The organism is Stenotrophomonas sp. 71799_Sma, assembly GCF_056482505.1.
Map to the genome: position 1 here is coordinate 2,940,873 of NZ_CM151202.1, position 24,629 is coordinate 2,965,501.

The 24,629-nt window shown below is 64.8% G+C and carries 25 protein-coding genes; 18 read left to right on the top strand and 7 right to left on the bottom strand.

The features are described from left to right. Positions 1-295: 295 nt before the first annotated feature. Positions 296-1,975 (bottom strand): type IV secretory system conjugative DNA transfer family protein, encoded by a 1,680-nt coding sequence (locus tag ACZK4Z_RS13635; protein ID WP_012511444.1) that lies wholly within the window; start codon positions 1,973-1,975, stop codon positions 296-298. 36 nt (positions 1,976-2,011) lie between these two features. After that, a complete protein-coding gene (locus ACZK4Z_RS13640; RefSeq protein ID WP_006374755.1) occupies positions 2,012-2,269 on the bottom strand; it encodes a hypothetical protein in 258 nt (85 codons plus the stop codon). A gap of 235 nt (positions 2,270-2,504) precedes the next feature. Here ACZK4Z_RS13640 and ACZK4Z_RS13645 point away from each other — a divergent pair, with 235 nt between their 5' ends. After that, positions 2,505-3,716, top strand: coding sequence for an MFS transporter (locus ACZK4Z_RS13645; protein WP_478450865.1), 1,212 nt, complete (start codon positions 2,505-2,507; stop codon positions 3,714-3,716). A gap of 16 nt (positions 3,717-3,732) precedes the next feature. Here the strand turns inward: ACZK4Z_RS13645 and ACZK4Z_RS13650 are convergent, their stop codons facing one another. Beyond that, positions 3,733-4,212, bottom strand: coding sequence for a MerR family transcriptional regulator (locus ACZK4Z_RS13650; RefSeq protein WP_478450866.1), 480 nt, complete (start codon positions 4,210-4,212; stop codon positions 3,733-3,735). Between the two features lie 89 nt (positions 4,213-4,301). Here ACZK4Z_RS13650 and ACZK4Z_RS13655 point away from each other — a divergent pair, with 89 nt between their 5' ends. The 4 genes from ACZK4Z_RS13655 to ACZK4Z_RS13670 all read left to right on the top strand — a co-directional run bounded on the left by ACZK4Z_RS13655 (position 4,302) and on the right by ACZK4Z_RS13670 (position 6,856). Next, entirely contained in the window at positions 4,302-5,540 is a 1,239-nt protein-coding gene (locus tag ACZK4Z_RS13655) for an NADH:flavin oxidoreductase/NADH oxidase family protein (RefSeq protein ID WP_006374758.1), read from the top strand. A 93-nt stretch (positions 5,541-5,633) separates the two neighbouring features. After that, on the top strand, positions 5,634-6,110 hold the full coding sequence (locus ACZK4Z_RS13660) for a hypothetical protein (protein ID WP_478450867.1): 477 nt from the start codon (positions 5,634-5,636) through the stop codon (positions 6,108-6,110). Between the two features lie 104 nt (positions 6,111-6,214). Further along, positions 6,215-6,484 (top strand): hypothetical protein, encoded by a 270-nt coding sequence (locus ACZK4Z_RS13665; RefSeq protein WP_032971045.1) that lies wholly within the window; start codon positions 6,215-6,217, stop codon positions 6,482-6,484. 126 nt (positions 6,485-6,610) lie between these two features. Next, a complete protein-coding gene (locus tag ACZK4Z_RS13670; RefSeq protein ID WP_012511449.1) occupies positions 6,611-6,856 on the top strand; it encodes a hypothetical protein in 246 nt (81 codons plus the stop codon). Between the two features lie 45 nt (positions 6,857-6,901). Here ACZK4Z_RS13670 and ACZK4Z_RS13675 read toward each other — a convergent pair whose 3' ends face one another. Further along, positions 6,902-8,431, bottom strand: a complete 1,530-nt coding sequence (locus ACZK4Z_RS13675; protein WP_478450868.1) for an FAD-dependent monooxygenase — start codon at positions 8,429-8,431, stop codon at positions 6,902-6,904. An 82-nt stretch (positions 8,432-8,513) separates the two neighbouring features. On the opposite strand from ACZK4Z_RS13675, the gene ACZK4Z_RS13680 reads away from it, so the two are divergent. Next, a complete protein-coding gene (locus tag ACZK4Z_RS13680; protein WP_006375107.1) occupies positions 8,514-9,158 on the top strand; it encodes a TetR/AcrR family transcriptional regulator in 645 nt (214 codons plus the stop codon). 73 nt (positions 9,159-9,231) lie between these two features. Then, positions 9,232-11,373, top strand: a complete 2,142-nt coding sequence (locus tag ACZK4Z_RS13685) for a TonB-dependent siderophore receptor (protein WP_478450869.1) — start codon at positions 9,232-9,234, stop codon at positions 11,371-11,373. A 56-nt stretch (positions 11,374-11,429) separates the two neighbouring features. Here ACZK4Z_RS13685 and ACZK4Z_RS13690 read toward each other — a convergent pair whose 3' ends face one another. After that, a complete protein-coding gene (locus ACZK4Z_RS13690; protein WP_012511452.1) occupies positions 11,430-11,711 on the bottom strand; it encodes a hypothetical protein in 282 nt (93 codons plus the stop codon). 209 nt (positions 11,712-11,920) lie between these two features. Here ACZK4Z_RS13690 and ACZK4Z_RS13695 point away from each other — a divergent pair, with 209 nt between their 5' ends. From ACZK4Z_RS13695 to ACZK4Z_RS13730, 8 genes are all read left to right on the top strand, one after another. Continuing rightward, on the top strand, positions 11,921-12,595 hold the full coding sequence (locus tag ACZK4Z_RS13695; RefSeq protein ID WP_100468871.1) for a response regulator transcription factor: 675 nt from the start codon (positions 11,921-11,923) through the stop codon (positions 12,593-12,595). After that, positions 12,595-13,944, top strand: coding sequence for a sensor histidine kinase (locus tag ACZK4Z_RS13700; RefSeq protein WP_006375112.1), 1,350 nt, complete (start codon positions 12,595-12,597; stop codon positions 13,942-13,944). Before ACZK4Z_RS13695 ends, ACZK4Z_RS13700 begins: the two co-directional genes overlap by 1 nt. 323 nt (positions 13,945-14,267) lie before the next feature. Beyond that, positions 14,268-14,684 (top strand): hypothetical protein, encoded by a 417-nt coding sequence (locus tag ACZK4Z_RS13705; RefSeq protein ID WP_478450870.1) that lies wholly within the window; start codon positions 14,268-14,270, stop codon positions 14,682-14,684. A gap of 135 nt (positions 14,685-14,819) precedes the next feature. Next, positions 14,820-16,010, top strand: a complete 1,191-nt coding sequence (locus tag ACZK4Z_RS13710) for an efflux RND transporter periplasmic adaptor subunit (protein ID WP_100468875.1) — start codon at positions 14,820-14,822, stop codon at positions 16,008-16,010. 2 nt (positions 16,011-16,012) lie between these two features. Continuing rightward, the gene (locus tag ACZK4Z_RS13715) at positions 16,013-17,971 is read left to right on the top strand and encodes a MacB family efflux pump subunit (RefSeq protein ID WP_478451550.1); all 1,959 of its coding nucleotides are present in this window, start codon (positions 16,013-16,015) and stop codon (positions 17,969-17,971) included. A 90-nt stretch (positions 17,972-18,061) separates the two neighbouring features. Beyond that, positions 18,062-18,457, top strand: coding sequence for a hypothetical protein (locus tag ACZK4Z_RS13720; protein WP_049398244.1), 396 nt, complete (start codon positions 18,062-18,064; stop codon positions 18,455-18,457). 27 nt (positions 18,458-18,484) lie between these two features. Continuing rightward, entirely contained in the window at positions 18,485-18,862 is a 378-nt protein-coding gene (locus ACZK4Z_RS13725) for an EF-hand domain-containing protein (RefSeq protein ID WP_125893888.1), read from the top strand. Positions 18,863-18,977: 115 nt separating this feature from the next. Next, on the top strand, positions 18,978-19,175 hold the full coding sequence (locus ACZK4Z_RS13730) for a hypothetical protein (protein ID WP_032128612.1): 198 nt from the start codon (positions 18,978-18,980) through the stop codon (positions 19,173-19,175). A 293-nt stretch (positions 19,176-19,468) separates the two neighbouring features. On the opposite strand, the gene ACZK4Z_RS13735 is transcribed toward ACZK4Z_RS13730, so the two are convergent. After that, on the bottom strand, positions 19,469-19,816 hold the full coding sequence (locus ACZK4Z_RS13735; protein ID WP_125893886.1) for a winged helix-turn-helix transcriptional regulator: 348 nt from the start codon (positions 19,814-19,816) through the stop codon (positions 19,469-19,471). Between the two features lie 101 nt (positions 19,817-19,917). Between ACZK4Z_RS13735 and acuI the strand changes: the two genes are divergently transcribed. Continuing rightward, on the top strand, positions 19,918-20,907 hold the full coding sequence (acuI, locus tag ACZK4Z_RS13740; protein ID WP_125893950.1) for an acrylyl-CoA reductase (NADPH): 990 nt from the start codon (positions 19,918-19,920) through the stop codon (positions 20,905-20,907). Positions 20,908-21,035: 128 nt separating this feature from the next. Further along, positions 21,036-21,356: a hypothetical protein gene (locus ACZK4Z_RS13745; RefSeq protein WP_049463018.1), complete on the top strand. Its 321-nt coding sequence runs from the start codon at positions 21,036-21,038 to the stop codon at positions 21,354-21,356. A 69-nt stretch (positions 21,357-21,425) separates the two neighbouring features. Here ACZK4Z_RS13745 and ACZK4Z_RS13750 read toward each other — a convergent pair whose 3' ends face one another. Continuing rightward, positions 21,426-21,635 carry a hypothetical protein gene (locus ACZK4Z_RS13750; protein WP_238378272.1) on the bottom strand — a complete coding sequence of 70 codons (210 nt, stop codon included), beginning with the start codon at positions 21,633-21,635 and terminating at the stop codon, positions 21,426-21,428. A 178-nt stretch (positions 21,636-21,813) separates the two neighbouring features. Between ACZK4Z_RS13750 and ACZK4Z_RS13755 the strand changes: the two genes are divergently transcribed. Then, positions 21,814-24,567 carry a UvrD-helicase domain-containing protein gene (locus tag ACZK4Z_RS13755; RefSeq protein WP_293795734.1) on the top strand — a complete coding sequence of 918 codons (2,754 nt, stop codon included), beginning with the start codon at positions 21,814-21,816 and terminating at the stop codon, positions 24,565-24,567. Positions 24,568-24,629 lie beyond the last annotated feature (62 nt).

The following is a 24,629-nucleotide window of genomic DNA, read 5'->3' on the forward strand; positions in this document are numbered from 1 at the left end:
CCCGAAAGCTGCCAACCAGGTGACGGGGCCGTCAGTCATTGCCGACGACACACCCGCACACATCTCCAACGTCGAAACCATCCTTGTTTCCATGGCACAAACTCCTGGCCACCCTGCTCTACAACATTTGACACCCAGCACACATTTCTGGATGACGAACACAGGGTCGCACAACCGCGCGTCAATTCCATGTCAGACAAGTCTGAATTTCTATGAACAGATGATGTTTTTTTGACTCAGCTCACGAATTCACGTCAATGAATGTGAATCCACGTCACAAATTTAGCGTCGTGAATTAGACGTTAAGCATCGGAACATCCACTTTCGGCAGCAACCGCGAGGTGAAGTAGCGATCCTTGTAGTAGCGGATCTTGTCGCACTTCACAGGATGCGGTATGCCCTCGTAGAGGAACACTTCCTTGTCCGGCCCCATCGCCTTCAGCTCCTGCGGCAGCATCAGTGCGCGCCGCTCCTCGGTGAAGCTGTGGGTCTTCTCGCGGGCATGGGTGACGTTCTTCTTGCGGATGGTGGTGTAACCCAGCATGTCCGAGTAGTCGTTGGCGTCCTGCTGCTCACGCGGCGCGTACAGGATCTGCAGCGCGTGGTTGGTGATGATCGTGCGCGACACCTCCCGCCCGTAGGTGGCATCGAGCTGGGACATGCTCTGGATGATCGGCAGCAGGCGGATGTTGTAGCCGGCCATGTAGGACACCGCCGAGGCGATGATCTCGACCTTGCCGATCGAGGTGAATTCGTCCATCAGCAGCAGGCACTGGTACTTCAGGTCCGGGTTGGACTTGGGCAGTTCCTTGGTGTTGAGGTTGATCAGCTGGCTGAAGAACAGGTTGATGATCAATCGGCTCTCGGCCAGCTTGTTGGGCTGGATGCCGATGTAGATGGTCATCTTCTTCTTGCGGACATCGGTCAGCAGGAAGTCGTTGCTGCTGGTGGCCTTGTCCAGCACCGGGTTGATCCAGGCGTTGAGCGGTTCCTTGAAGGTACCCAGGATCGAGGCGAAGGTCTCATCGGCCTGGGACAGCATGTTGGCAAACGCCGAGCGCGCGTTGGAACTGAGGAACGACCGCTCCGACAAGGCTTTGAGGTACTTCTTCAGATCGCTGCCGTCACCCGATGACAACCGGTAGACAGCGCCCAGGGTGGGCGTGCCCGAGCCGCCCGGGAAGCCACTGCTGCGCTCGTCATCCCAGTTCTCGAACAGATACAGGGTGAAGGCCATGAACGCATTGCGCGCCTGGCTGACCCAGAATTTCTGGTCCTCGGCACCATCCGGATACAGCATCGCGGCGATGCTCATCAGATCCGAAACGCGGAACGCCGGGTCGTCGGAGACGTAGCTGAGCGGGTTCCAGCGATGCGTGCGGCGGTCTTCGGCGAAGGGATTGAACAGGTAGATCTCCTGGCCCTGGCTGGCACGCCAGCCGCTGGTCAGGTCGAAGTTCTCCTGCTTGATGTCCAGCACCACCAGCGATTCGCCGTACTCCAGCAGGTTCGGAATGACCACGCCCACGCCCTTGCCCGAGCGGGTCGGCGCGGCCAGGATCACGAACTGCTGGCCGTCCAGCCGCACCAGCTTGCCGCCATGGCTGCCAACCACGATGCTCTGGCCGGTCTTCTTGAACATGCCGTGCTTGGACAGGTCGGCGCTGGTGGCAAAGCGTGCGTCACCGTGCAGCGAGCGCTTGTCCTTCTTCAGAAGCAGCACCAGGCCGGTCACCAGCAGTACCAGCAGCGGCAGGCCGAAACCCAGATAGCCGGCCCACTTGATCTTGCCCACGAAGGGCGCGACCTGTGGCTGGCCGAGCGCGTTGAAGTACTGGTAGTAGGTATTCCATGTGAACAGCTTGGTGTCCAGCCCCAGCAACAGCAGGGTCAGGTAACCGGAAAACACGAAACCAAGCAGCAGGGTCGCCAGCGTGATGATGGCGATGAGCAGATACTTCTTACTGGGCAACACCCGGATCCTCCATGATGCGCACAAGGGCGCGACGGCCTAGCGGCGGCGCCAGCGCGACGCCTTCTTCCGCAGGTGGTTTTCGTTCTCCAGCCCGGGCTCCTCGCCCTCTTCACGCACCAGTGCCTGCAGGCGTTGGCGCGCTTCGGCCAGCGACATCAGGTCGGTCAGACGATCCCCATCGTCGGCTACGACCGCATGGCCGACCACATCGCCCGGAGCGTACACCGGCGCGTAGGACACCGCTACCAGCTGATAGCGGCCGCGCGTCTCCAGCACATGCCTGAATTCCTGCATCGACATCCTCCTTGTTCCAGCACTCCGCAGCCCCTGTGTTTCGCATCATGCCGACGTCCATGTCGTCATTACATGCAGGACGCCGACAACAGCGCCCCGAACCTGCCGTCGTACCGAGCCCATGCCCGGCTTGCCGCAACCCCACGGATCAAACGCTGTTTTACCGCCAGCGTGGCTGCTGCTGTTGCGGTGCAGCAGTACAATGGCGAGCTCCCCGCCCCCATCGCGCCCCCGCATGAGCCCCAACTCTTCCCTGGCTGCGCGGCTGACGCCCCGTCAGCGCACCCTGATCATCCTTGCCCTGTCACTGGGCGGCTTCGCCATCGGCACCAGTGAATTCGCCAGCATGGGCCTGATGCTGGAAATCAGCCGCGGCCTGTCGATCAGCGAAACCCAGGTCGGCCACCTGATCAGCGCCTACGCCATCGGCGTGGTGGTCGGCGCGCCGATCCTGGCCTTCGTCGGCGCCAGTTTCCCGCGCCGCAAGCTGCTGCTGGCGCTGATGGGCTTCTACGCCGTCGGCAACCTGGCCAGCGCCCTGGCCCCGAACTACGGCACGATGCTGATCGCACGTTTCGTTGCCGGCCTGCCGCATGGCGCCTACTTCGGCGTGGCGATGCTGGTGGCCGCCGCGATCAGTCCGGCCGGCCAGCGCGGCCAGGCGATGTCGCGGGTTCTGCTGGGCCTGTCGATCGCGATCCTGATCGGCAACCCGCTGACCACCTGGCTGGGCCAGCAGCTGAGCTGGCGCACCGCCTTCGCCCTGGTCAGCCTGCTGGCCATCGCCACCGTGGTGATGATCGCGCGCTTCCTTCTGCCGGACCCGGACGAGGTGCGCACCTCGCCGATGCGCGAACTACGTGCCTTCAACACCACCCAGGTGTGGCTGGCGCTGGCGATCGGCGCGGTCGGTTTCGCCGGCATGTTCTGCGTGTTCACCTACCTGGCGCCGACCCTGGTGCAGGTCACCGGCGTGGCCGAATCGTGGATGCCGCTGGCCGTGGGCGTGTTCGGCATCGGCGCGATCATCGGCAACATCGCCGGTGGCTGGCTGGTCGACAAGTTCCACTTCAAGGCCGCTGCGGTGGTGCTGCTGTGGTCGATCGTGATGCTGCTGCTGTATCCGCTGGCCGCACAGTCGGTATGGACCATCGGCCCGATGATCATCACCGTCGGCACCATGGGTGCGCTGGCTGCGGTGCTGCAGACCCGCCTGATGGACGTGGCCGGCGAAGCACAGACCCTGGCTGCCGCTTCCAACCATGCCGCCTTCAATACCGCCAACGCGCTCGGCCCGTGGCTGGGTGGCATGGCGATCAGCGCCGGCTTCAGCCCGGCCAGCACTGGCTACGTCGGTGCAGCCACCGCGATCGGCGGCCTGCTGCTGTGGTGCGTGGCGGTGATGGTGGACAAGAAGCGCAAGATCGCCGTCACAGGCAGCCACTGAACACCGCGCCGGGTCGTCAGCCGTTGCCCATGCGGCGGCGGCGATCCGGGCGCAGCATCGCCACATCGCCGGCCGCCAGCGTCGGCCGCGCCAGCTCACCACGCTTCACCCGGTCCAGCACCCGCTGCGAATTGGCCGCGCAATCGATGCCCTCCGGCCGCGCCTGGATGTCTTGGATCAGGGCCAGCAAGTGCGCACGGCTCTCTGCCAGCCGCAGCTGCAGCGCTTCGATATCGGCCACCTTCTGCTGCAGCATCGTGATCAGTGCCTCGTGCTGCCACTGGCCCATGTCCGGCGGCAACAGCGCGCGGATCTCTTCAAGGCTGAAACCGGCGCGCTGCGCACCGGTGATCAGTTCCAGCAGCAGCACCGCCTGCTCCGGATAGTCGCGGTAGCCGTTGGCCTGGCGCTGCACAACCAGCAACCCTTCGTCCTCATAGAAGCGGATGCGCGACGCGGCAAGGCCGGTGCGTCGCGCCAGCTCACCGATCTTCATCTGCCTGAATCCTCGACATTGGAACCCGTTGACCTTCAATCAAACTTGAAGGTTAGCGTAGCGCTATTCCCCTGTCCTGGAGCTGTCCGATGTCGCTGTTCTCGCCTCTGGCACTGCCTTCCGGTGCCGTCATCCGCAACCGCATCGCCAAGGCGGCGATGGAAGAAAACATGGCCGACGCCGACCACGCGCCCTCGGCCGCGCTGCTGCAGCTGTACCAGCGCTGGGCCGACGGCGGCGCCGGGCTGATCATTACCGGCAACGTAATGGTCGACCGCCGTGCCATGACCGGTCCCGGCGGCGTGGTGCTGGAAGACGATCGCCACCTCGATCGCTTCATCGCCTGGGCCGACACCGCTCGTTCGCGCGGTGCGCAGATGTGGATGCAGATCAACCACCCCGGGCGGCAGATGCCGGCCGCGCTCGGTCAACCGGCGTTGGCACCGTCAGCGGTAGCGATGGATCTGGGGGCCCTGTCCAAGCAGTTCGCACCGCCGCGGGCGATGACCGGAACCGACATCGAGGAAGTGATTGCCCGCTTCATCCGCAGCGCCGAACTGGCCGAACGTGCCGGTTTCAGCGGGGTGGAGATCCATGCCGCGCACGGCTACCTGCTCAGTCAGTTCCTGTCACCGCTGTCGAACCGGCGCGAGGACCACTGGGGCGGCAGCCTGGAAAACCGTGCGCGCCTGCTGCTGGAGATCGTGCAGGGTGTGCGTGCAGCGGTGTCGCCCGCCTTCGTGGTGGCAGTGAAGCTCAACTCCGCCGATTTCCAGCGCGGTGGCTTCTCGCCCGAGGAGGCGCGCGCAGTAGTGGAGATGCTGGCACCACTGGGCGTGGATCTGGTGGAACTGTCCGGCGGCAGTTATGAAGCGCCGGCGATGACCGGCGCCGCACGCGACGGCCGCAGCCTGGCCCGAGAAGCCTACTTCCTCGAATTCGCACGCGAGATCGCCACGGTGGCAACGATGCCGCTGATGGTCACCGGCGGCATCCGTCGCCGTGTAGTGGCCGAGCAGGTGCTGGACAGCGGTGTTGCCATGGTCGGCATCGCCACCGCGCTGGCGATCGAGCCGGACCTGCCACACCACTGGCAGCAAGGCCGCGACCAGGTGCCGAGCCTGCGCAACATCGACTGGCGCAGCAAGCCGCTGGCGGCCAGTGCACACATGGCCGCGGTGAAGTACCAGCTGGGCCGGTTGAGCCGACGCCAACCAACCGCCCCCGGCGTCTCGCCGGTGTGGGCACTGTTGCTGGCACAGGCCGCGGCCACATGCCGGACCCGCCGCTACCGACGCTGGATGGGGGAACGCGCGGCTGCGCACTGAGCCGGCAAGGCTTCTCATCGCCGGGGCAATACCCCACCATCTGCAGGATCGGCGGCACCCCGCCGCCGATCGCAACATGCAGAAGGAACCGACGTGGCAGCAGCACCGACCAAGGACCGCGAGAAACTGCTCGACGACCTGCTCTCGCTGGGGCGCAACTGGGCACTTGCCATCGCCATCGCCGGTGCCGGGGCTGCCGTGCACTACAACGAATCGGTATACGAAGCGGGACTCTGGCGCGGGCTGCTGCCCACGCTCTGCTTCCTGGTCGCGATCGTCTGGATCGTGCTCAGCATCATCCGTTTCGACCTGACCATCCAGCAGCACTTCGAGCGCAAGCTGTCGCGCTGGCTCAGCCGCCTGCTGTATGTCGTGCTGCTCGGCACCGGCATCACGGCCGTGTTCTTCGTCACCGAGCTGGCAGAGAACAACCACATCGCGCGGATGTGCGACTCGGTAGCCAACGAACCCGGCAGCCGCATCCACAGGTCGGCCGAATGCCAGCGTTTGTATCAGCACCGCGCTGCCTACCGGCAACGGCTAGAATCGGCCGAGGGTGAGTTCGACTGAGCGCCCCTGCTGCAGGCACATGGCGCACACGAAGTACACGCGGCGTGGATATGGGGTCGGGCACAGTAGCTGCGCCGCCCTTCCATGTGACCACTCTGGCCAGCATGTTCCGCCACCCTGCCCCTGCCCGCCACGATGCCGTTGCCCTGCAGGCCGGCGTGCTCGGCAGCGTGCTGGGCGTGGCCCTGTTCAAAGCGATTGCGTTGTCTGCGCTGGCGAGTGGATCACTGATGGTGATCGGCCTCTGGTTGCTGGCCTGTGCACTGCTGGGCGCCTGGGCGCTGGCGGCCTATCTGGCCTGCCTCGCATTGAGCCGGCGTGTGTTCGTGCTGATGCTGGTGCTGTGCACGGTGCTGATGATCTGCCTCGCCTGATCCGGGCAAGCGCGCGACTATCACTTAAACGTTACAAGATAACAAGTGCGATCAGTCGGATTGTGCGTGCCGGGGGTCACGGATTGGAATGCCATGGCCACCCGGCATTACCCCCGAGACCACGCCATGACCCTGCAGCCCCTGTATCGCGCCTCCCTTACCGCCATCGCCCTGGCATCGCTCAGCGCATGTGCCACCTATGACGACAGCAACATGCATCAGGCCTGCCAGGAGTCGCCGCATCTGAAGGACCTGCCGCGCGAAGTGGCGGCCCGCGAGAGCCGCTGCAACAAGAGCATGGAAGTGTGGTCGAGCGAGCGCAAGGGCAGTGACAGGCCGCTGGATCTGAGCGGAAAGAAGAAGGACCTCTGACCACAACTGGCGCAGCCCTTGCCGGCTGCGCCACCGCTTTGCTGGTCAGCCTGCGGCCATCGATCCGAACCAGCACCGCAGCGCATCGGACAGCCCGGCCCCATCACCCCCGGCATCACAGGCCCAGGCAACGATGCCATCCGGGCGCACCAGCACCGCGCCCAGGCCGAGCGTTTCATCCACCGCCTGCCTGACGAGGGCCAGACGCCGTTGGCAACCATCGATGCTTGCGCACAACGACGTGCCCGCGTCGAACACCAGCAGCACGCCCTGCCCTGCACGCAGCAGTTCACCCATGCGACGTCCATCGGCCAGCAGGAAGTCCGGCGCGCTGCGGCCGACCAGCGGATGGCCCACGCCCAGGTCCAGCTGCTGTGCAACGCCCCAGATCCGCTCGGCCAGGTAGGTCGCACCATCACGGGTGTCGGCCAGATCGGCCATCACCGCCGCCAGCGCGCGCGAGCCAGCGCCCGGCCGCATCAACGCGACCTGCGCACGCGACCAGTCCAGCACCTTCGCGCCGATCGGATAGCGCTCGGCCTGGTAGCTGTCCAGCAGCACCTCATCGGCATCGCCACGCACCACGGCGGCCAGCTTCCAACCGAGGTTCATCGCGTCGCCGATGCCAAGGTTCAGGCCTTGCCCGCCCAGCGGCGAATGCATGTGTGCTGCATCGCCGGCCAGCAGCACGCGACCCTTGCGATAGACCGTGGCCTGGCGCGCGGCATCGGTCCAGGTGGTAGCCAGATGCACCGCGGTGATGGTCGCTTCACGTCCGGATATGCGCCGTAGCATGGCCTGCGCGCGTTCCCGGTCCAGCGCCGTGCGATGACCGGCACCGCCGTCGAAATCCGCCAGTGCCAACACGCCTGGCGGATTGAAGTTGTACATTCCATCGGCGGTGTAATGACGTCCCGGTGTGAGCAGCGACGGATCTGCCAGCTCGACCAGCAGCGAGTGTCCGGTGAACTCCGGCTCGGTCCCGGCGAAGGTGAAACCTGATTGTTTACGCACAGTGCTGCGGGCGCCGTCGCAACCGATCAGCCAGCGGCCACGCGTTGTACCGAGAAGGGTCTCCACGGCGACCTGCTCACCTTCCATGCGCACCGCCTGCACCGCACTCCCGCGGTCGATGCGCACGCCAAGCGCGGTCGCCCGTTCGGCCAGCACCGCTTCCAGCGCCTGCAGTTCAATCGCCATCTGGAAGCCGACCGGCGACGGCAGGCGATACAGCCAGCGCTCGCTGGCCACGTTGTCCAGCGCAAACGGAATGCCGGCGAAGTGGCCGCCCAGTGGCCGGGGCTGCGCCAGCCAGTGGGCGGTGCCGGGCGGTGGTGCGCCCTTGTCGGGTTTCAGCACCTGGCGCGCGGCCACCGCCTGCAGCAAGTCGCGCCTGTCCAGCGCCTCCAGGGTGGGCGTGTTCAAGCCGCGCAGCCCAAAGGGCAGGCGCTTGAGGGGTGATTCCGGGGACTCGGCCTGCTCCAGCACCAACACCGAACAGCCGGCCAGGGCCAGCTCGCAGGACAGGAACAGGCCGACCGGGCCAGCCCCGGCAATGACGACGTCGTACAGCATCGGAATTCCTTGTGAGCACCGGGCCGGCACTCTGGCGAAGCGAATGTTACACTCGGTGTACGTTTTCACAAGTGAACCGCCCATGACCCCGCCTCCGGGCCGCCGCGAGCAGCGCAAGGCCGAGACCCGACAAGCGATTTCGGATGTCGCCACCGAGCTGATCATCCGACGTGGCTTCGAAGCCGTTTCCATGTCCGAGATCGCCGATGCCGCCGGGGTCTCGCGCAAGACGGTGTTCAACTACTTCGCCAGCAAGGAAGACCTGGTGTTCGACCGCGATGAGGAGGCCCGCGCGCTTCTGCGCGAGGGCATGGCCGCGCGCAGCGGCCTGACCCCACTGGCCGCGTTCCAGTCGCTGGTGCACGAACTGCTGGACAGCGGCCATCCCCTGCTGCGGGTCAACGCAGGCGCCGCCGCGTTCTGGGCCACCGTGGCCGCGAGCCCGGTGCTGGTGGCGCATGCAAGGCGACTGCAGGCGCAGCTGACCGACGACCTGACGCAGCTGATGGCGGCCTCAGCCGGGCGCCCGGACGGCGATGCCGAGGCGCGACTGGGTGCGTCGATGCTGCTGGCATCGATGGTGACCGCCTACGGCAAAGGACTGGCAAGCCAGCTGCTGGGCGAGGATCCGCGCGAAGCCATGGTGCAGTTGATCGTGCGCGGCGCCACCGGCGTACTGGTGGCCTTGGCAGGCACCCCCTATACCGACCCTGACGCGCGTCCATAGCGCATTCGGGGGATAGGTCACGAAGTGTTGCAAATGCTAATCTTTCTCATTTGCAGCCACATACCCCCTGCCCATGCCCCCTCTCCTGCTCCACAAACGCGCGCTGTACCTGGCACTGACCCTGCCCTTTGCACCCCTTGCCCTTGCCTCCGAGACCTCAACGACCACTCCCAAGGAGCTGGACAGGGTGGAAGTCCGCGGCCGTGCGCAGGCGCTGTACCGGGTGGACGACGCTGCGGTTGGCACCCGCACCGATACGCCACTCGAGTTGGTTCCACAGTCGATCCAGGTGATCCCGCGCGAGCTGATCGACGATCAGGCCGCGCGTCAGGTGACCGATCTCTATCGCAGCATCAGCGGCATCAGCTATTTCAGCTATGCCGGCGTGACCCTGCGCGGCTTCCGGCAGGAAAACGTGCTGTATGACGGCCTGCGCGGCGACCCGTACGCTGGCTTCTCGGTACCACAGCTGTTCAACATCGAACGCGTGGAAGTGCTGAAGGGGCCGGCCGGCGCACTCTACGGTGGTGGCGACGCCGGCGGCGTCATCAACTACGTCACGCGCAAGCCCAGGGCGGTCGCTGAGCGCCGCATCGAAGTGCAGATGGGCAACCGGGATTTCCGCGCCGGCTCGATCGAAGGCACGGGTCCATTGAATGCCGCTGGCAGCGTGCGCTATCGCGCCGGCCTGTATGCCGACACCGAGCAGGGCGTGCGCTGGAACACCGACAGCGAAAGCGTGATCGGCGACGCCTCGCTGGCCTTCGATGTCGGCCGGACCGGCGAGCTGGTGCTGCAGTTCACCGACATCACCCAGAACCTCGGCGGCAACCGCCTGCGCGGCGTGCCGGTGAATGATGCGGGCACCTTCCTGACCGATCGCCGCTGGAACCACAACGAGGCCAGCGACTTCCTCGACATGCGCGCCAAAGTGGCGCTGGCGCAGTACCGCTTCGCACCGCGCGACAATCTGGATCTCGATTTTGCCGCTCGCTGGTTCAGCAACAACGAGCACCAGATGTACCACGAGCCGATGGGCCTGATCGATCGTGACCGCGATGGCGTGGCCGAGTGGATGACCCGCCAGCTGCGCAACCAGATCCGCGACAACGAAGCATTCACTGCCAACGGTAATGCAGTCTGGCGGGTGACCACCGGCACCGTCGAGCACAAGGTGTTGTTCGGTGCGGACGTGTATCAGCTGGATGCGGATTTCACTGCACAGACCGCCAACAGCGCCGACCTTGCACGTGGTGCGGGGCCGGTGCGCGGCATCGACCTGTTCAATCCCGTGTACGGCGCCAGTACCTGGCACGACTACAACCTGGCGGCCCTGCCCTGGCGCAGCACGTCCACCCGCAGCAAGCGCTATGGCGGCTACCTGCAGGACGAACTGGCACTGGGCACACGCTGGCATGTGCTGGCCGGGTTGCGCTGGGATGGCTTCAAGGACGACGACCGCATTGCCGGCAGCCGCGTGGATGGCAACGACCTCAGCTGGCGGCTGGGCAGCACGTTCACCGTGCGCGAGGGCCTGAATGTCTATGCCAATGTGGCCAGCGGCTTCGTACCGCAGAGTGCTACCAACCAGAACCCCGCCGCTGGCGGGCCGTTCGATGCAGAACGCAGCAAGCAGTGGGAAGTGGGCATGAAGTCCCTGCTGGCCGACCGTGTGACCTTGAACATGGCCGCCTACCGGATCGACCGCAGCAATATCGTGCAGGCAACCGGCGAAGTGATCGGTGGCGTGAACCAGTTGGCCGCGCTGGGCCTGGTGCGCAGTACGGGCATGGAACTGGACCTGCTGGCCGACGTGACCGATCGCTGGGTGCTGAACCTGACCTACGCCTACAACGATGCGCGGGTGAAGGACGCAGGCCCGAATGGCATCACCAACGCTTCCGGCGACCGATTCGCCAATGCGCCGCGCAACAAGCTGGGTCTGTGGACGCGCTACGACCTGCCGTCGATCAATTCGGCCATCGGCTTTGGTGCTGACCATGTGGGTGAGCGCGTCAGTCTGGACGGGCAGACGGTGAAGGCTTACACCGTGTTCGACATGAGCTGGAAGACCACATGGAAGCAGTGGCAGTTCCAGGCCAACGTCAAGAACCTGTTCGACAAGGTATATGCAGCCAGCGGTTTCATCGCGCGCAACGGGCATTTCCCGGGTGAGCCGCGGCGGGTGTACGTGCAGGCCGCTTACAGCTTCTGACGCAGGGCTGTGGGCTGTGATGACGGGGAGGTGGCAACCCACCTCCCCTGTTGGTGTCAGTGCGAGCAGGCCACCAGCATCGAGCGGGTGGCCATCTGGGTGGAGGTGAAGCCGTTCTTGTTGCCCACCGCGATGGCGTTGCCGTCGTCGCCATCCTTGCTGAAGACTACATAGCCGCCTGGGCACATCTGTCCGGCCTTTTCGTAGCAGCCACTCCAGGAACTGGAGCCGCTGCAGTCGATGGAGACGCCGCGCCGGCCATCAGGGGTAACGGTCATCTTCGCGGTGGTACAGCCACTCAACGCGGCCACAAGCAACAACGGAACGAACAACTTCATGGGTACTCCAGGGATTGGGGGGCAGCGAGTGGGCGCCAAGGCTGGAGTGCCTGGATTGCGCGAACCTTGCGCCGCCGCCCACCGTCCTGGGTCATCACAGCCTTGCGGGACGTCCGGAAGGCACGCCATGTTCACGCAATGTTCCTGTAATACGGTGCCGGCGCGTGCCGACCCGCCCTGCCACGCCCCTTCCTGCCCAAGCCCTGCCGATGCACATCCTGCTGATCGAAGACGAAGCCGAACTGGCCGCCACCCTGAAATCCGCCCTGCAGCGCGAGCGCTACGTGGTGGACCTGGCCAACACTCTCGCGCTGGCCCGAGAAGCAGCCCTGTACGGATCGCACGACCTGGTGTTGCTGGACCGCACCCTGCCCGACGGTGACGGGCTGGGATTGATTTCCCTGCTGCGTGAGCGCAACCCCGGAGTGCCGATCATCGTATTGAGCGCGCTGGGCCAGCTGCCAGACCGCATCGCCGGGCTGGATGAGGGCGCGGACGACTATCTGGCCAAGCCCTTCGCACTTGAGGAACTGTTCGCCCGCATCCGTGCTGCAGGGCGCCGGCCGAGCGGCATGCAGGTGGAACTGGTGAGCATTGGCCGGTTGGTGTTCGACCAGGCATCGGGTGAAGCCAGCGTGGGCGGGCAACGGCTTGAGCTGCCGCGCCGCGAGATCCGTGTGCTGACCGCGCTGGCCCGGCGCCTGGGTCGCACCGTGCTGCGCGAGTCGATTGAGATGGCTGTGTATGGATTCGATGACGGCATCCATTCCAATACGCTCGACTCTCATGTCTCGCGCCTTCGCCGCAAGCTGGCCGATGCCGATGCCCGGGTGGAGATCCACGCCATCCGCGGCGTCGGCTATCTGATGCGGGAAGCCAAGTAATGGCGCGTCGTCCATCGCTGAAGCGCCCGTTGATCGTCAAGACGCTGATCTATCAGCTGCTGGCGTTGCTGGTGGCGTTCTTCGCGCTTCTGATGGTGTTGATACGTGCCGACAGCGGTGGCTATTACAGCATCCAGACCTTCGCGCCGGTGGCCGCCGATGCAGTGCACCGCGACCGCAATGGCGACCTCTACGTGCAGAACACGCCGGAACTGGCCGAACTGCTGAAGATCGTTCCCGGCGCATGGTTCATCGCCGAGGATGAGCACGGCCACCACGTTACGTTCGGACCTGTGCCGCCGGCCTATGCCTCGCTGGTAGGCGCACTGGATGGCATCCCCTTTGGCGATCTGCGCGGGCGCGATCGCAGCGATGGCCTGGCCGTCGTGGTCCGCCAGCACAGCGGGCCGGCCGGCAAGCTGACCATCATGGCCCATGGCGAAACCGATACGCTGACCTGGCAGATGGCGCTGGCGGCACACATCATCACTCTGCCGATCTTCCTGCTGCTGGGCCTGGCCACCATCGTCCTGACACCGATCATCGTGAGGCGGGCCTTGGCCGGGGTGGAGCGCATCGCCCAGGAAGCCCGCAACATCTCCGCCAGTCGGCGCGGTGTCCGCCTGACAGAAACCGCGGTGCCGGTGGAGATCGCTCCGTTGGTGACGGCTGTGAATGAAGCACTGGAGCGGCTGGACGAGGGGCACGAGCGGCAACGCCGCTTCATCGCCGCCGCCGCGCATGAGCTGCGCACCCCCATCGCGATTCTGAGGGTAAAGGTCGATGCGGCCGACGACGCCACCTCGCGCAGCCTGGCCGTGGAAGTGGCGCGGTTGGCGACGCTGGCAGAGCAGTTGCTGGATCTGCACCGCATGGACGAAGACGGGCCGAAGGAAACCATCAACCTGGCGCGGGTAGCCAAACGGGTGGCCGCCGATCTGGCGCCGCTGTTGATCCAGTCGGACAAGACTGTAGCCGTGGCGGTGGAATCGCACTTCCCGGTGCTCGGCGAGACCGGCGCAGTGGAGCGGGTAATCTCCAACCTGGTACTGAATGCTGCCGAACATGGCGGACGCCAGATCATCGTGCGCGTTCAGGGCAGCTGCCTGGAGGTCGAGGACGACGGCCCCGGCATACCGGTCGACCAGCGCGAACGGGTTTTCGAACCCTTCCAGCGGCTGCGGCCGCGGCAGACAGGCGCAGGCCTGGGGTTGAACCTCGTGCGCCAGGTGATCGACCGCCACGGCGGCCACGTCACGATTCTGGATGCGCCTGGCGGTGGTGCATTGATCCGAGTCGAGTTTCCACTGCACCCGGGCGTAACCAGCGCACCACCGCTGGAGCACTGAACACACCGCATGCACCTGTGTAACTGGCACCTGTCCATGCGAAGCCGGTAGCGAGGACAGGCAAGGTTGCGGCAATCTTCGCTGGACAGCATCGGGGTGTGGCACCTGCCGTGCCACCGCGTTCCGATCTGACAGGAAGCCTGCATGTGACCCAGGGAGCTCCTCCACCGTCCTCTTCCACGCGCACTGTGCCACCGCGGAATTCGCCGGGCCTTACCGCTGCCGCGTGGAATCGCCGCCCGCGTAGTGCCCGCGCGCTCGGCTTGGAACATTGGCCGCTCTGGCTGCGGGAAGTTCCCGAAACCGAGCGCGCAGGTGTATTGATGCGGCTGTTCGGCGCCCTGTTCCTGCTGCTGCCCGGCATTGCACTGGTGGCTTCAACGTATCGGCACGCGAGCGCAGCGGCGGCCGCTGCCGTGCTCCTGTTCGTTGCCGTGCATGCCGCGCTGCATGGGTTGGCGGCATGGCGCGCGGCAACCTCCCGCCCGATGCCACCACTGCTGCGCGCTCTGGATGGTCATGCCGCCGGGACAATGATTGCCAGCGCGCTGCTGATCGCCATCGGTGCAGGAATGACGAAGCTGCCTGTTCCAGCGTTCTTCTGGTTGTTGGCCGGCGCGGTGAGTCAACTCTTCGCTGCGCGATTGGCAGGTCACCGGCTGCGCAATGCACTGCTGGTTCTCGGTAGCGCCCTGCAGTTCATCGCCGTAGCATTGCTCGCCCTTCTTGCCGCACGCTGACACAGCGACAGCCCCGCAAGGTTCACGCAATCCAGCGCATCGAGACTCGACGGCCAACCCCGTCTGCCACCCCAGACGTGTGTCTCTTCTGCCGCGAGGATCCGCGATGACCTGTCTCTACTGGATGCTGCGCCGATGAGCGCCGCACCACGCAAGCGCCGCCGGGCGCTCATGATTGCTACCGCCCTGCTGTGCAGCGCACTGATTCTGTTCGCATGGTTGCGGCCGACACCACCACCGCAACTGCAGGTTGCACCCGTCGTTCGAGGCAACATCGAACAGGTGGTGGAAGCCACTGGCACGCTGAAGCCCTCACGACTGGTCAGCGTGGGTGCGCAGGTCTCCGGCCGCATCGACACCCTGCATGTGAAACTGGGCGACAAAGTGAAAGCCGGCGATCCCATTGCCGATATCGATTCGCGCACGCAGCGCAATGCATTGCTGAGCGCGCAGGCCGCACAGCGCACCGCGCGCGCCAACCGCGATGCACTGGCGACCGACCTGCGCCAGTTCGAGTTGACACTGCGTCGGCAGCAGCAACTGGCTGCCGCGCAACTGGTGGCCCGCGCCGACTTCGATGCAGCCAAGGCCAAGGTCGACGCCACCCGTGAACAGATCGCCGCATTGGACGGTGAAGTTGCGCGCCGGCAGACCGACGTTGATGTCGCGCAGACCAATCTGGAGTACACCCGCATCACTGCCCCCACCGACGGCACCGTACTGGCCGTGGTCGCGCGCCAGGGGCAGACCGTGAATGCGGTGCAGAGCGCACCGACCATCGTGATGCTCGGCGATCAGGACGTGATGACGGTGTACGCCGAGATCTCCGAGGCTGACGTCGTACACACCGCTGTTGGGCAGGAGGCGTTCTTCACCATTCTTGGTGATGCCGGTCGGCGCTACAGCAGCAGGCTTCGGGATATAGCGCCAGCACCGGAATCGATCACCAACGAAGACAGTTCCAGCCTCGCCGCACCGGCGGTGTCGGGTGGCAGCCGCACGGCCATGTACTACAACGGCCAGTTCGACGTGGACAACGCTGATGGCCGCCTGCGCAGCTACATGACCGCGCAGGTTCGCATCGTGCTGGGCCGCGCCAACGACGTACTGACCATTCCCTCGGCCGCATTGGGTGCGCGCGCCGCCGATGGCAGCTACAGCGTGCAGATACGCGGTGCCGACGGTCGCGCCAGTGCGCGGCGCATCACCACCGGGCTGGATGACCAGATCCAGGTGGAAGTACGCGACGGGCTGAAGGAAGGCGAACAGGTCGTGCTGGCGCAGGCCAACGTCGAAGCCGCCAGCGCACCCGCGCAACCCAAATGAGTATGACCATGACCGAGCCACTGCTGCGCGTTCGCGGCGTACGCCGTGAATTTGCTGCGGGCGAGCAGACACTGGTGGTACTCGACGGCATCGACCTGGATATTCACGCAGGTGAACTGGTGGCCATCGTAGGCCAATCCGGTTCGGGCAAGTCCACGCTGATGAACATCCTGGGTTGCCTGGATCGCCCTTCCGCTGGCGTCTATCAGATCGCCGAGCGCGAGACCGCGCAGATGTCGCCTGATGAACTGGCCGAACTACGCCGCGAGCACTTCGGCTTCATCTTCCAGCGCTATCACCTGCTGACCGATCTGACTGCACTGAGCAATGTGGAGGTGCCTGCGATCTACGCCGGCATGCCTGCCGAAGCACGCCATGCACGGGCAGCCACCTTGCTGTCGCGGCTGGGTCTGGGCGAGCGCATGCAGCATCTCCCTGGCGAGCTCTCGGGCGGCCAGCAGCAACGCGTTTCGATTGCGCGTGCGCTGATGAATGGTGGCGCGGTGATCTTCGCCGACGAACCCACAGGTGCGCTGGATACGCATTCCGGCAAAGAGGTGATGAAGATCCTCGGCGAGCTGCACGCGGAGGGTCATACCGTGGTGCTGGTCACGCATGACATGGCCGTGGCCGAGCATGCGCAGCGCATCATCGAAATCCGCGATGGGCGGATCGTGGATGATCGTGCAACCGGTACTGCTCTGGCAGCGGGCGTGGCGACGCCAGCCGTGCCCCAATCCGTGGGTAGCAGCGGCTGGCAGGTCTGGCGGGACCGGTTCGCTGAAGCCTTCCGCATGGCACTGCGCGCGATGAACGCCCACCGCATGCGCACCTTCCTGACCATGCTCGGAATCATCATCGGCATTGCTTCGGTCGTGGCGGTGGTAGCACTGGGCACCGGTGCACGGCAGGCCATCCTGTCCAACATCTCCTCGTTGGGTACCAACACGATCGAGATCTATCCCGGTTCCGGTTTTGGCGACCTGCACTCGGCGCGGGTGGAAACACTCACCCCCGGCGACAGCGTGGCCCTGGCCCGGCAGCCATTCGTGGACAGCGCCACCCCGGGTGTTGCCAGCAGCGGCACCGCCCTGCGCGGCAATCGCTCTGCCAGTGTGCAGGTGCAGGGCGTCAGCGAGCAGTACTTCCGCGTGCATGGCCTGAAGCTCGGCGAGGGCGCCTTCTTCGGTCCACCCGGCGTGGCCGGCTACCAGCAGGTGGTGGTGATCGACGCCAATACCCGCGCACGCTTCTTCGCCGCGACCGACAACCCGATCGGGCAGACCCTGCTGCTGGGCAATGTTCCGGTGCGCGTGGTGGGTGTGGTGAAGAAGGACGCCGGTGCGGCCGGTGATGCATCGCTGCTGCGGGTATGGCTGCCCTACACCACCGCAATGGCGCGCGTACTGGGGCAGAGCCACGTCTCCAGCATCACCGTGCGCGTCTCGGATGCGATCAGCATGGAAGCGGCTGAGCAGGCCATCGGGCGACTGCTGACTCGCCGCCACGGCAGCACCGATTTCTACATGAGCAACAACGCGCAGATCCGTAGATCCATTGAACAGACCACCGGCATCCTGACCATGATGATCAGCTCCATCGCTGCCATCGCACTGGTGGTGGGCGGAATCGGGGTCATGAACATCATGCTGGTCTCGGTGACCGAGCGAACCCGCGAGATCGGCGTGCGCATGGCGGTGGGCGCGCGACGCAGCGACATCCTGCAGCAGTTCCTGATCGAATCGGTGCTGGTCTGCCTGCTCGGTGGCGTGCTCGGCATCGGCGTGGCGCTGGCGCTGGGCGCGGTGATGGAGCTGGCCGATGCGGGCTTCAGCCTGGTGTTCTCCGTCAATTCGATTCTGGCTGCATTCGTGTGTTCCAGCCTGATCGGCGTTGGTTTCGGCTTCCTGCCGGCACGCCGTGCCGCACAGCTGGATCCTGTGGAGGCGCTGGTTCGATAGCCGCTGCAATTGCTCGCCCTGACGGCAGGTTCGCGCAATGTCTGCAGGGTGTACTACGGCTACCAACGATGTCCGCACAGGAGCTGGACGATGTTTCTGAAGACAGGAAGAACCGCGCTGATTCTGGCGGTCGCTGCGCAGCTGGTGTTGATGCCGTACGCCGGTGACGCCCATGCGCAGCGTGGCGACCGCTACAACCCGCAGTGGAACCAGGACTACCGCGATCGGGAGCGCGATGCATGGGAACGGCGCGAACGTGAGCGGAATCATGAGCGCGAACGCGAGCGCCGGCACGATGCCAAGACCGCCGGTGTCGTGGTGGGCGTGGTAGGTGCAGCGGTGGTGGCCGGCGTGATTGCCGCTGCCGCCAAACGCGAGCGTGAGACCCGCGAGCGCGCCGACTACTGCATGAACCGCTACGGCAACTACGACCGCCGCAACGACACCTATCGCGGCGCCGACGGCTACACCTATCCCTGCCGCTGACTTGTATCTCTCAAGGAAAAACCACCCATGACCAGGATCACTCTGTTGATCGCGCTGTGCGCTGCTCCGTTGCTGGCCCAGGCCTCACCGACCGACCCGAAGAAGGCCTACATCGACGCCACATTCACCGCCATGGATGCCAACAACGACGGACGCGTTGACAAGGTCGAGTACGCGACATTTCAGCAGGAACGTTTCAGCAAGCAGGCCGATTCCATCGACGCCGCGTTTTCCGCGATGGACAGGAACAAAGACGGCAGGATCAGCAAGGAGGAAGCCAACGTGGTGCCGGAGATCGCGAAGTACTTCGCGGGCCTGGACACCGATGGTGATGGCTATCTGTCGCTGAAAGAGATGCAACAAGCCATGGTGGCCGCTCAGACTGCAGACGCGCCAACAAAGTAAATCCAGGGCGGGGCGCTGAAGATGGATACCCATCCGGGCGCGGTGCGGGTTGAATACACCCTCTTCCCACGTTAGCCTCCGAGGTGCCCAAGGAGGGCTATCAACGGAGTGAAGCATGAAGATTGGATTCAAGCTGTCTGTTGCTATTGCGGCTGCTGCACTGACCCTGGGAATCGGCAGTGCCTCCGCGCAGTCCCGCTGTACCCCGTGCTACACCGCGTACGAGGCCTGCCTCGCAGCGGGCAATGGCGAGAAGGTGTGCTACCCGGCTTTTGCCCGCTGCCTGCGGAACAGCGGCTGCACCATCCCGTAAGTCACGCACTGCCGTGATGTGTGCCGGCCCCCATTTCGGGGGCTGGCATTGGCTGCCACGCGCTGCCCCCTTGCTACTGAAGAGGTTCCATACGCGTGGGCGGAGTGATTTCATCCCATCCGCATCGCGTTATTTTCGCGCGCCTGCACTTCGATATCCTGCTCGCCGCCCTTCACGAAGCGAGGCAGCGCCCCACATGCGCTGCCTCCTGCACTACCGCGATTGCTGTGGCCTCCGAAACGCTGCGGGGTGCGCGGGCCATGTCGACCACACTCGGCGCTACGCTTCAGACCTCAGCAGTCGCTGTCCGTGCTTCTATGGCCACGATAGGTTTCGCCCCACTCGCGCATGGCCAGCAGCACCGGCACCAGCGTGCGCCCGAATTCGGACAGCTCGTACTCGACCTTCGGTGGCACCTCTGCATAGACATGGCGGATCACCACCCCGTCAGCTTCCAGTTCCCGCAGTTGGCTGGTCAGCATGGACTGGGTGGCGTTGGGCACCCGCCGCGTCAGCTCCATGAAGCGACGCTTGCCGGTCATCAGGTGGAAGAGGATGACAGGCTTCCACACGCCACCCATGACCGACAGCGTGACCTCCACGGCGCAACCGCTCTTGCCATCCCAACGCTTGCTACGCATGCATACTCCGGAAAACCATAGTACCTACGGAAAATCATCGTTCTTGTTGCAATAGCGGTGCGAGCCTAGCATGGCCCCATTCCTTGAATGTGAGCCCCTCCATGACGTTCAAAGCACTGCTCGCCCGCAAGACAAACAACCAGGTATCGACCGATCTGGTCGATTTTGATGAGGCCGATCTGATGGACGGCGACGTCCTGGTGCAGGTCGAGTACTCCACGCTCAACTACAAGGATGCGCTTGCCCTCACCGGCAAGAGCCCGGTCATCCGGACGTTCCCGCTCATTCCCGGCATCGATCTGGCAGGCGTGGTGCTGGAATCCAGCAGGGCCGACTTCAAGCCAGGCGACCGCGTTGTGCTCAATGGCTGGGGCCTGAGCATGAGTCACCACGGCGGCCTTGCACAGCGCGCCCGTGTGCGCGGCGAATGGCTCAACCGGATTCCCGGCAACCTGAGCACCCGCGACGCCATGGCCATCGGCACAGCGGGCTATACCGCCATGCTGTGCGTGCTGGCCCTGGAACATGCCGGCGTGACGCCCGACAAGGGCGATGTGCTGGTGACCGGCGCCAACGGCGGTGTCGGCTCGATTGCGGTGGCGATCCTTTCAAAGCTGGGCTATCGCGTGGTGGCCGCCACCGGGCGCCCGGAGCATGCTGAGTATCTGCACAACCTGGGTGCGAGCGAAATCATCGACCGCGCGCAGCTTTCGGAACCACGCGACCGGCCGGTGAGCGCCGAACGCTGGGCCGGCGTGGTGGATGTGGCCGGCGGCCCTACCCTCGTCAACGCCATCGCCGAGACCAAGTACCGCGGTGCCGTGGCCGCGTGCGGCCTGACGCAGAGCGACGCGCTGCACGGCTCGGTGCTGCCTTTCATCCTGCGCAACGTGACCCTTGCGGGCGTGGATTCGGTGAATGCGCCGCAGGACGTCCGCCAGCGCGCGTGGGACCGGCTTGCCACCGACCTGGATCCGCAGAAGCTTGAAAGCACGGTGCAGCTGATTGGGCTTGCCGACGTGCTTGAGGTTTACGAGCAGATCATTCCGGGCAAGGTGCGTGGGCGGATAGTGGTGGATGTGAATGCCTGAGGAAGCCTCCCCAGCGGATTCCATCCGGCAACGAATGGTGAACATGCCGTGAAACCATGCGCGCAGCAATGGCCGCTTGCCACTGCTGCTCGCATACGCTCAGGTTTCCGCCGACTGTGGACACCGCCATGTCAATGACTGCACTCGCACTTGCGACCGCTCTTTCCGGCCTGCCCGACATTGCCTGGGAGCGCGAGCGCGGTGAGGACGCACACCAGCTGATGCTCTGCCAGATCCATCGCGATGAGCTGATGCAGGATGACGCGAAGAGTGATGCCTACCAGCGCGCCAAGGCGGTCTGCGATCTCCTGGCACGTGAGTACAGGAATAAATGGGATTTCGATGCCCAGGAGGCATTGGCGGCATCGGCAGTGGATCTGGATGAGCTGATCCGGCGGGGAGACCTGGTTGAGGTGCCTCCAACAAGGCAGGACCGCGTCTACGAGTGATTCCGTGCCGGCAGGTGCTGGCACCTGGAGCTGCCGCAGGGCAACCAGGTCCAGTGCCGATCGGCGAGGCTAGCGGATGCGACTCCGCGCCAGTGCCAGGCGCCTGATCTCGTCTGGCAGAAACACGACGCCGTCCTCCATTTCGATGCGCATCTGCGAGGCATCACCTTCGTGCCCCTGCATTGCAGCGGTCACCAGAATCTTCAGTGCATCCGTGCGGATATCGTAGCCGCCGACGGTGTGCTTCAAGGTACCCACACTGTTCCAGTCGATTTCCATGATCGGCGTCCACATCCACAGGCTTCATGCTGGCAACGGCCTTCGCCCACGTCAATGAAACCGGTCGCACGGCCGACCATGAAGCGAAAGGCCACGCGCGTGGTCAAGGCCCCTTATCATGGAGGGGTAAGGGCTCTGCAAGCCCAGTTGACGTACGCAAGGCAGTATCTGGATGTCTATGGAATGGCGCCCCTCGGGCTGGGGCCTACGTGTGACCCGCTCGCCGAACTGGTGGCTGCGACTTGACGGCAAACATGTTGAGCTTTTGATTGAAGGTCGCCAGTACCGGCAACACGTAGCTGACGACGAGCGCATGCAGGTCATCCCTGGACTCTTCTGGGCCAAAGTCGTCCTGCAGACCCAGGGCGACGGCGTGCTGACCATGGATGGACTGTCCAACAGCCAGGCTTCCCGGCTTGCGGCAGCGCTGCAGCAGGTGCGCTTTACGGGTACCACGCGCGGGCGCAAGGCACTGTTCGACACGATTCTGGAGCAGATCCAGTCGTGGCTGGCCGAGGCAGATGCCCTCATCGACCGGGGCAGCACCGGCCGCCGCTGGATCACGCACGAACAACAGCAGGCACTGCTGGCCGGTCGCCCCGCCCTGCCGCTCCGGCCGCGCGAGCTGGAACAATTGTTCCTGGATGAGGATGTGCACGAGGACCTGCATTCGCCCAGCCACCGTGCAGCACTGGACGCCCTGGGCGACTGGCAGCTGGACTGGCCCGAGGCGTGGGCCGACGCCAACGCAACCATGGCAGCGCGCGAACGGGTACTGACCAAGGACTTCCTGGACCGGGTCGAGAGCAAGCCGCTGACCGACGAACAGGCCCGCGCCGTCATCTGTTTCGACAACCGCGTGCAGGTCGTCGCCTCCGCTGGCTCTGGCAAGACCTCCACCATGGTCGCCAAGGCCGCTTATGCCATTGATCGCGGCTTTGTCGAACCCGAACGGATCCTGATGCTCGCATTCAACAAGGACGCCGCCAGGGAGCTTGAAGAGCGCGCGCAGCAATGCTTCGACCGGCTCGGCATGGGCGACACCGTGGTTGAAGCCCGGACCTTCCACGCCCTCGGCCTGGCCATCGTCGCCAAGGCCACCGGACGCAAGCCCGACATCCCCGAATGGACCACTGACGCCACGCTGGGCTTCAACAAGCTGGCCGAACTGGTGGACGATCTGAAGGATCGCTCGACCCACTTCCGCACCCAGTGGGATATGTTCCGCCTGGTATTCGGGCGCGACCTGCCGCCATTCGGCGCGGAAATGGAGGCCGATGGCTACGACCGCGATGGCACGCCCTACATCCGTACCCTGCAGGGGGAACGGGTGAAGAGCCTGGAAGAGTGCGTCATCGCCGACTGGCTCTTCTACAACGGCGTGACGTACGACTACGAGCGACGCTACGAGTTCGACACCGCGACAGACACCCATCGCCAGTATCGCCCCGACTTCTATTACCCGGACGCCGGGCTGTATCACGAGCACTTTGCGCTGGATGCTGATGGTCAGCCGCCGAAGCACATTGCCAACTACAGCGAAGGGATGCACTGGAAGCGCCAGCAGCATGTGGCACGCGGCACGGCCCTTGTCGAGACGACATCCTTTGGCCTGCGCAGCGGGCATGCCCTGCTGGACCTCGCAGAGAAGCTTGGCGAGTGCGACATCGAGCTCGACCCGAATCCGGACCGCGAGCTCCCCGAGCAGGGCGCCAAGCCGATGCCGGACGCGGACCTGATCGGCTTGATGCGCACCTTCATTGCCCATGCCAAGAGCAACTGCCTGACGCTGGATGACATGGCCGCGCGCCTGCGGCAGATGCCCGAGGATCAGTTCAAGGAGCGACACCGTCGCTTCCTGGAAATCGCAGGGCCGGTTTTCCAAGCCTGGGACAACGCACTGGCTGAGGAGCGCGGCATCGACTTCGAGGACATGCTCAACATGGCGGCCGGGCTGCTGGAACAGGGCCGCTACGAATCGCCTTACGAGCTGGTGATGGCCGATGAATTCCAGGACGCTTCGCGCGCCCGCGCACGCCTCTGCCGTGCATTGGTCAGCCAACCGGGCCGCTATCTGTTTGCAGTGGGCGATGACTGGCAGTCGATCAACCGCTTCGCCGGGGCCGACGTTTCGGTGATGACCGGATTCCGCGAGTGGATGGGCCATGGCCAGGTGCTGAAACTGGAACAGACGTTCCGCTGCCCACAGGCGCTGTGCGATGTGTCCAGCCGCTTCATCAGCCGCAACCCCGCGCAAATCGCCAAAGCAGTTCGCTCAGCTGCAACGGCCATGGGCCCGGTGCTGCAGGCGCTCCAGATGAATCGGCGTGAGGAGGTGCAGGATGGCGTTCGCCAGTACCTCGCCAAGCTGCATCAGCAGTTGTTGTCCGGGGCGGTGCCGCAAGGGCGCAACGGACGCGTGACGGTCTTCATCCTGGGGCGCTACCGCGCCGATCGCAGCGCGATGCCTTCGGATTGGAAGACAGCCTTCGGCAGCACGATGGAGGTCGAATTCCTGACCGCACATCGATCGAAGGGGCGCGAAGCGGACTACGTGATCCTGCCGGGCATGATCAACCGCAGCTTCCCGAGCCTGCGCGCGGATGACCCGGTGCTTTCCCTGGCAATGCCGGATGGGGATACCTACCCACTGAGCGAAGAACGGCGGTTGTTCTATGTCGCGCTGACGCGGGCGCGACGGTCGGTGGCCATGTTCACCCTGCAGGGGAAGCGCTCGCCGTTCCTGGATGAGCTGGTGAAGGACGGGGCTGTGAAAGTAACCGCAATTTCAGGCGCGGCCATCAATGAAGAACGCTGCCCAGTGTGCAAGGTGGGCGTGTTTGTGGACCGCAATGGGCCGCATGGGACGTTCCGGTCGTGCTCCAGTTACCCGTTGTGCCACAACAAGCCGAAGGGTGAGCGACGCAGGTAAGCGCGTTCAGCTACACCCATATGCGCCCGCCCATACCAAGCCGTGCAAGCTGGCCTGATGGT

What these genes read in the sequence shown, in the direction of transcription:
- ACZK4Z_RS13680 (WP_006375107.1), top strand. Translation starts at nt 8,514, where the DNA reads ATGACCCCGCCTCCGGGCCGCCGCGAGCAGCGCAAGGCCGAGACCCGA.
- ACZK4Z_RS13685 (WP_478450869.1), top strand. Translation starts at nt 9,232, where the DNA reads ATGCCCCCTCTCCTGCTCCACAAACGCGCGCTGTACCTGGCACTGACC.
- ACZK4Z_RS13650 (WP_478450866.1), bottom strand. Translation starts at nt 4,212, where the DNA reads ATGAAGATCGGTGAGCTGGCGCGACGCACCGGCCTTGCCGCGTCGCGC.
- ACZK4Z_RS13725 (WP_125893888.1), top strand. Translation starts at nt 18,485, where the DNA reads ATGACCAGGATCACTCTGTTGATCGCGCTGTGCGCTGCTCCGTTGCTG.
- ACZK4Z_RS13700 (WP_006375112.1), top strand. Translation starts at nt 12,595, where the DNA reads ATGGCGCGTCGTCCATCGCTGAAGCGCCCGTTGATCGTCAAGACGCTG.
- ACZK4Z_RS13750 (WP_238378272.1), bottom strand. Translation starts at nt 21,635, where the DNA reads ATGGAAATCGACTGGAACAGTGTGGGTACCTTGAAGCACACCGTCGGC.
- ACZK4Z_RS13715 (WP_478451550.1), top strand. Translation starts at nt 16,013, where the DNA reads ATGACCATGACCGAGCCACTGCTGCGCGTTCGCGGCGTACGCCGTGAA.
- ACZK4Z_RS13640 (WP_006374755.1), bottom strand. Translation starts at nt 2,269, where the DNA reads ATGCAGGAATTCAGGCATGTGCTGGAGACGCGCGGCCGCTATCAGCTG.
- ACZK4Z_RS13710 (WP_100468875.1), top strand. Translation starts at nt 14,820, where the DNA reads ATGAGCGCCGCACCACGCAAGCGCCGCCGGGCGCTCATGATTGCTACC.
- ACZK4Z_RS13645 (WP_478450865.1), top strand. Translation starts at nt 2,505, where the DNA reads ATGAGCCCCAACTCTTCCCTGGCTGCGCGGCTGACGCCCCGTCAGCGC.
- ACZK4Z_RS13745 (WP_049463018.1), top strand. Translation starts at nt 21,036, where the DNA reads ATGTCAATGACTGCACTCGCACTTGCGACCGCTCTTTCCGGCCTGCCC.
- ACZK4Z_RS13655 (WP_006374758.1), top strand. Translation starts at nt 4,302, where the DNA reads ATGTCGCTGTTCTCGCCTCTGGCACTGCCTTCCGGTGCCGTCATCCGC.
- acuI (WP_125893950.1), top strand. Translation starts at nt 19,918, where the DNA reads ATGACGTTCAAAGCACTGCTCGCCCGCAAGACAAACAACCAGGTATCG.
- ACZK4Z_RS13665 (WP_032971045.1), top strand. Translation starts at nt 6,215, where the DNA reads ATGTTCCGCCACCCTGCCCCTGCCCGCCACGATGCCGTTGCCCTGCAG.
- ACZK4Z_RS13670 (WP_012511449.1), top strand. Translation starts at nt 6,611, where the DNA reads ATGACCCTGCAGCCCCTGTATCGCGCCTCCCTTACCGCCATCGCCCTG.
- ACZK4Z_RS13705 (WP_478450870.1), top strand. Translation starts at nt 14,268, where the DNA reads ATGCGGCTGTTCGGCGCCCTGTTCCTGCTGCTGCCCGGCATTGCACTG.
- ACZK4Z_RS13730 (WP_032128612.1), top strand. Translation starts at nt 18,978, where the DNA reads ATGAAGATTGGATTCAAGCTGTCTGTTGCTATTGCGGCTGCTGCACTG.
- ACZK4Z_RS13675 (WP_478450868.1), bottom strand. Translation starts at nt 8,431, where the DNA reads ATGCTGTACGACGTCGTCATTGCCGGGGCTGGCCCGGTCGGCCTGTTC.
- ACZK4Z_RS13695 (WP_100468871.1), top strand. Translation starts at nt 11,921, where the DNA reads ATGCACATCCTGCTGATCGAAGACGAAGCCGAACTGGCCGCCACCCTG.
- ACZK4Z_RS13755 (WP_293795734.1), top strand. Translation starts at nt 21,814, where the DNA reads ATGGAATGGCGCCCCTCGGGCTGGGGCCTACGTGTGACCCGCTCGCCG.
- ACZK4Z_RS13690 (WP_012511452.1), bottom strand. Translation starts at nt 11,711, where the DNA reads ATGAAGTTGTTCGTTCCGTTGTTGCTTGTGGCCGCGTTGAGTGGCTGT.
- ACZK4Z_RS13735 (WP_125893886.1), bottom strand. Translation starts at nt 19,816, where the DNA reads ATGCGTAGCAAGCGTTGGGATGGCAAGAGCGGTTGCGCCGTGGAGGTC.
- ACZK4Z_RS13720 (WP_049398244.1), top strand. Translation starts at nt 18,062, where the DNA reads ATGTTTCTGAAGACAGGAAGAACCGCGCTGATTCTGGCGGTCGCTGCG.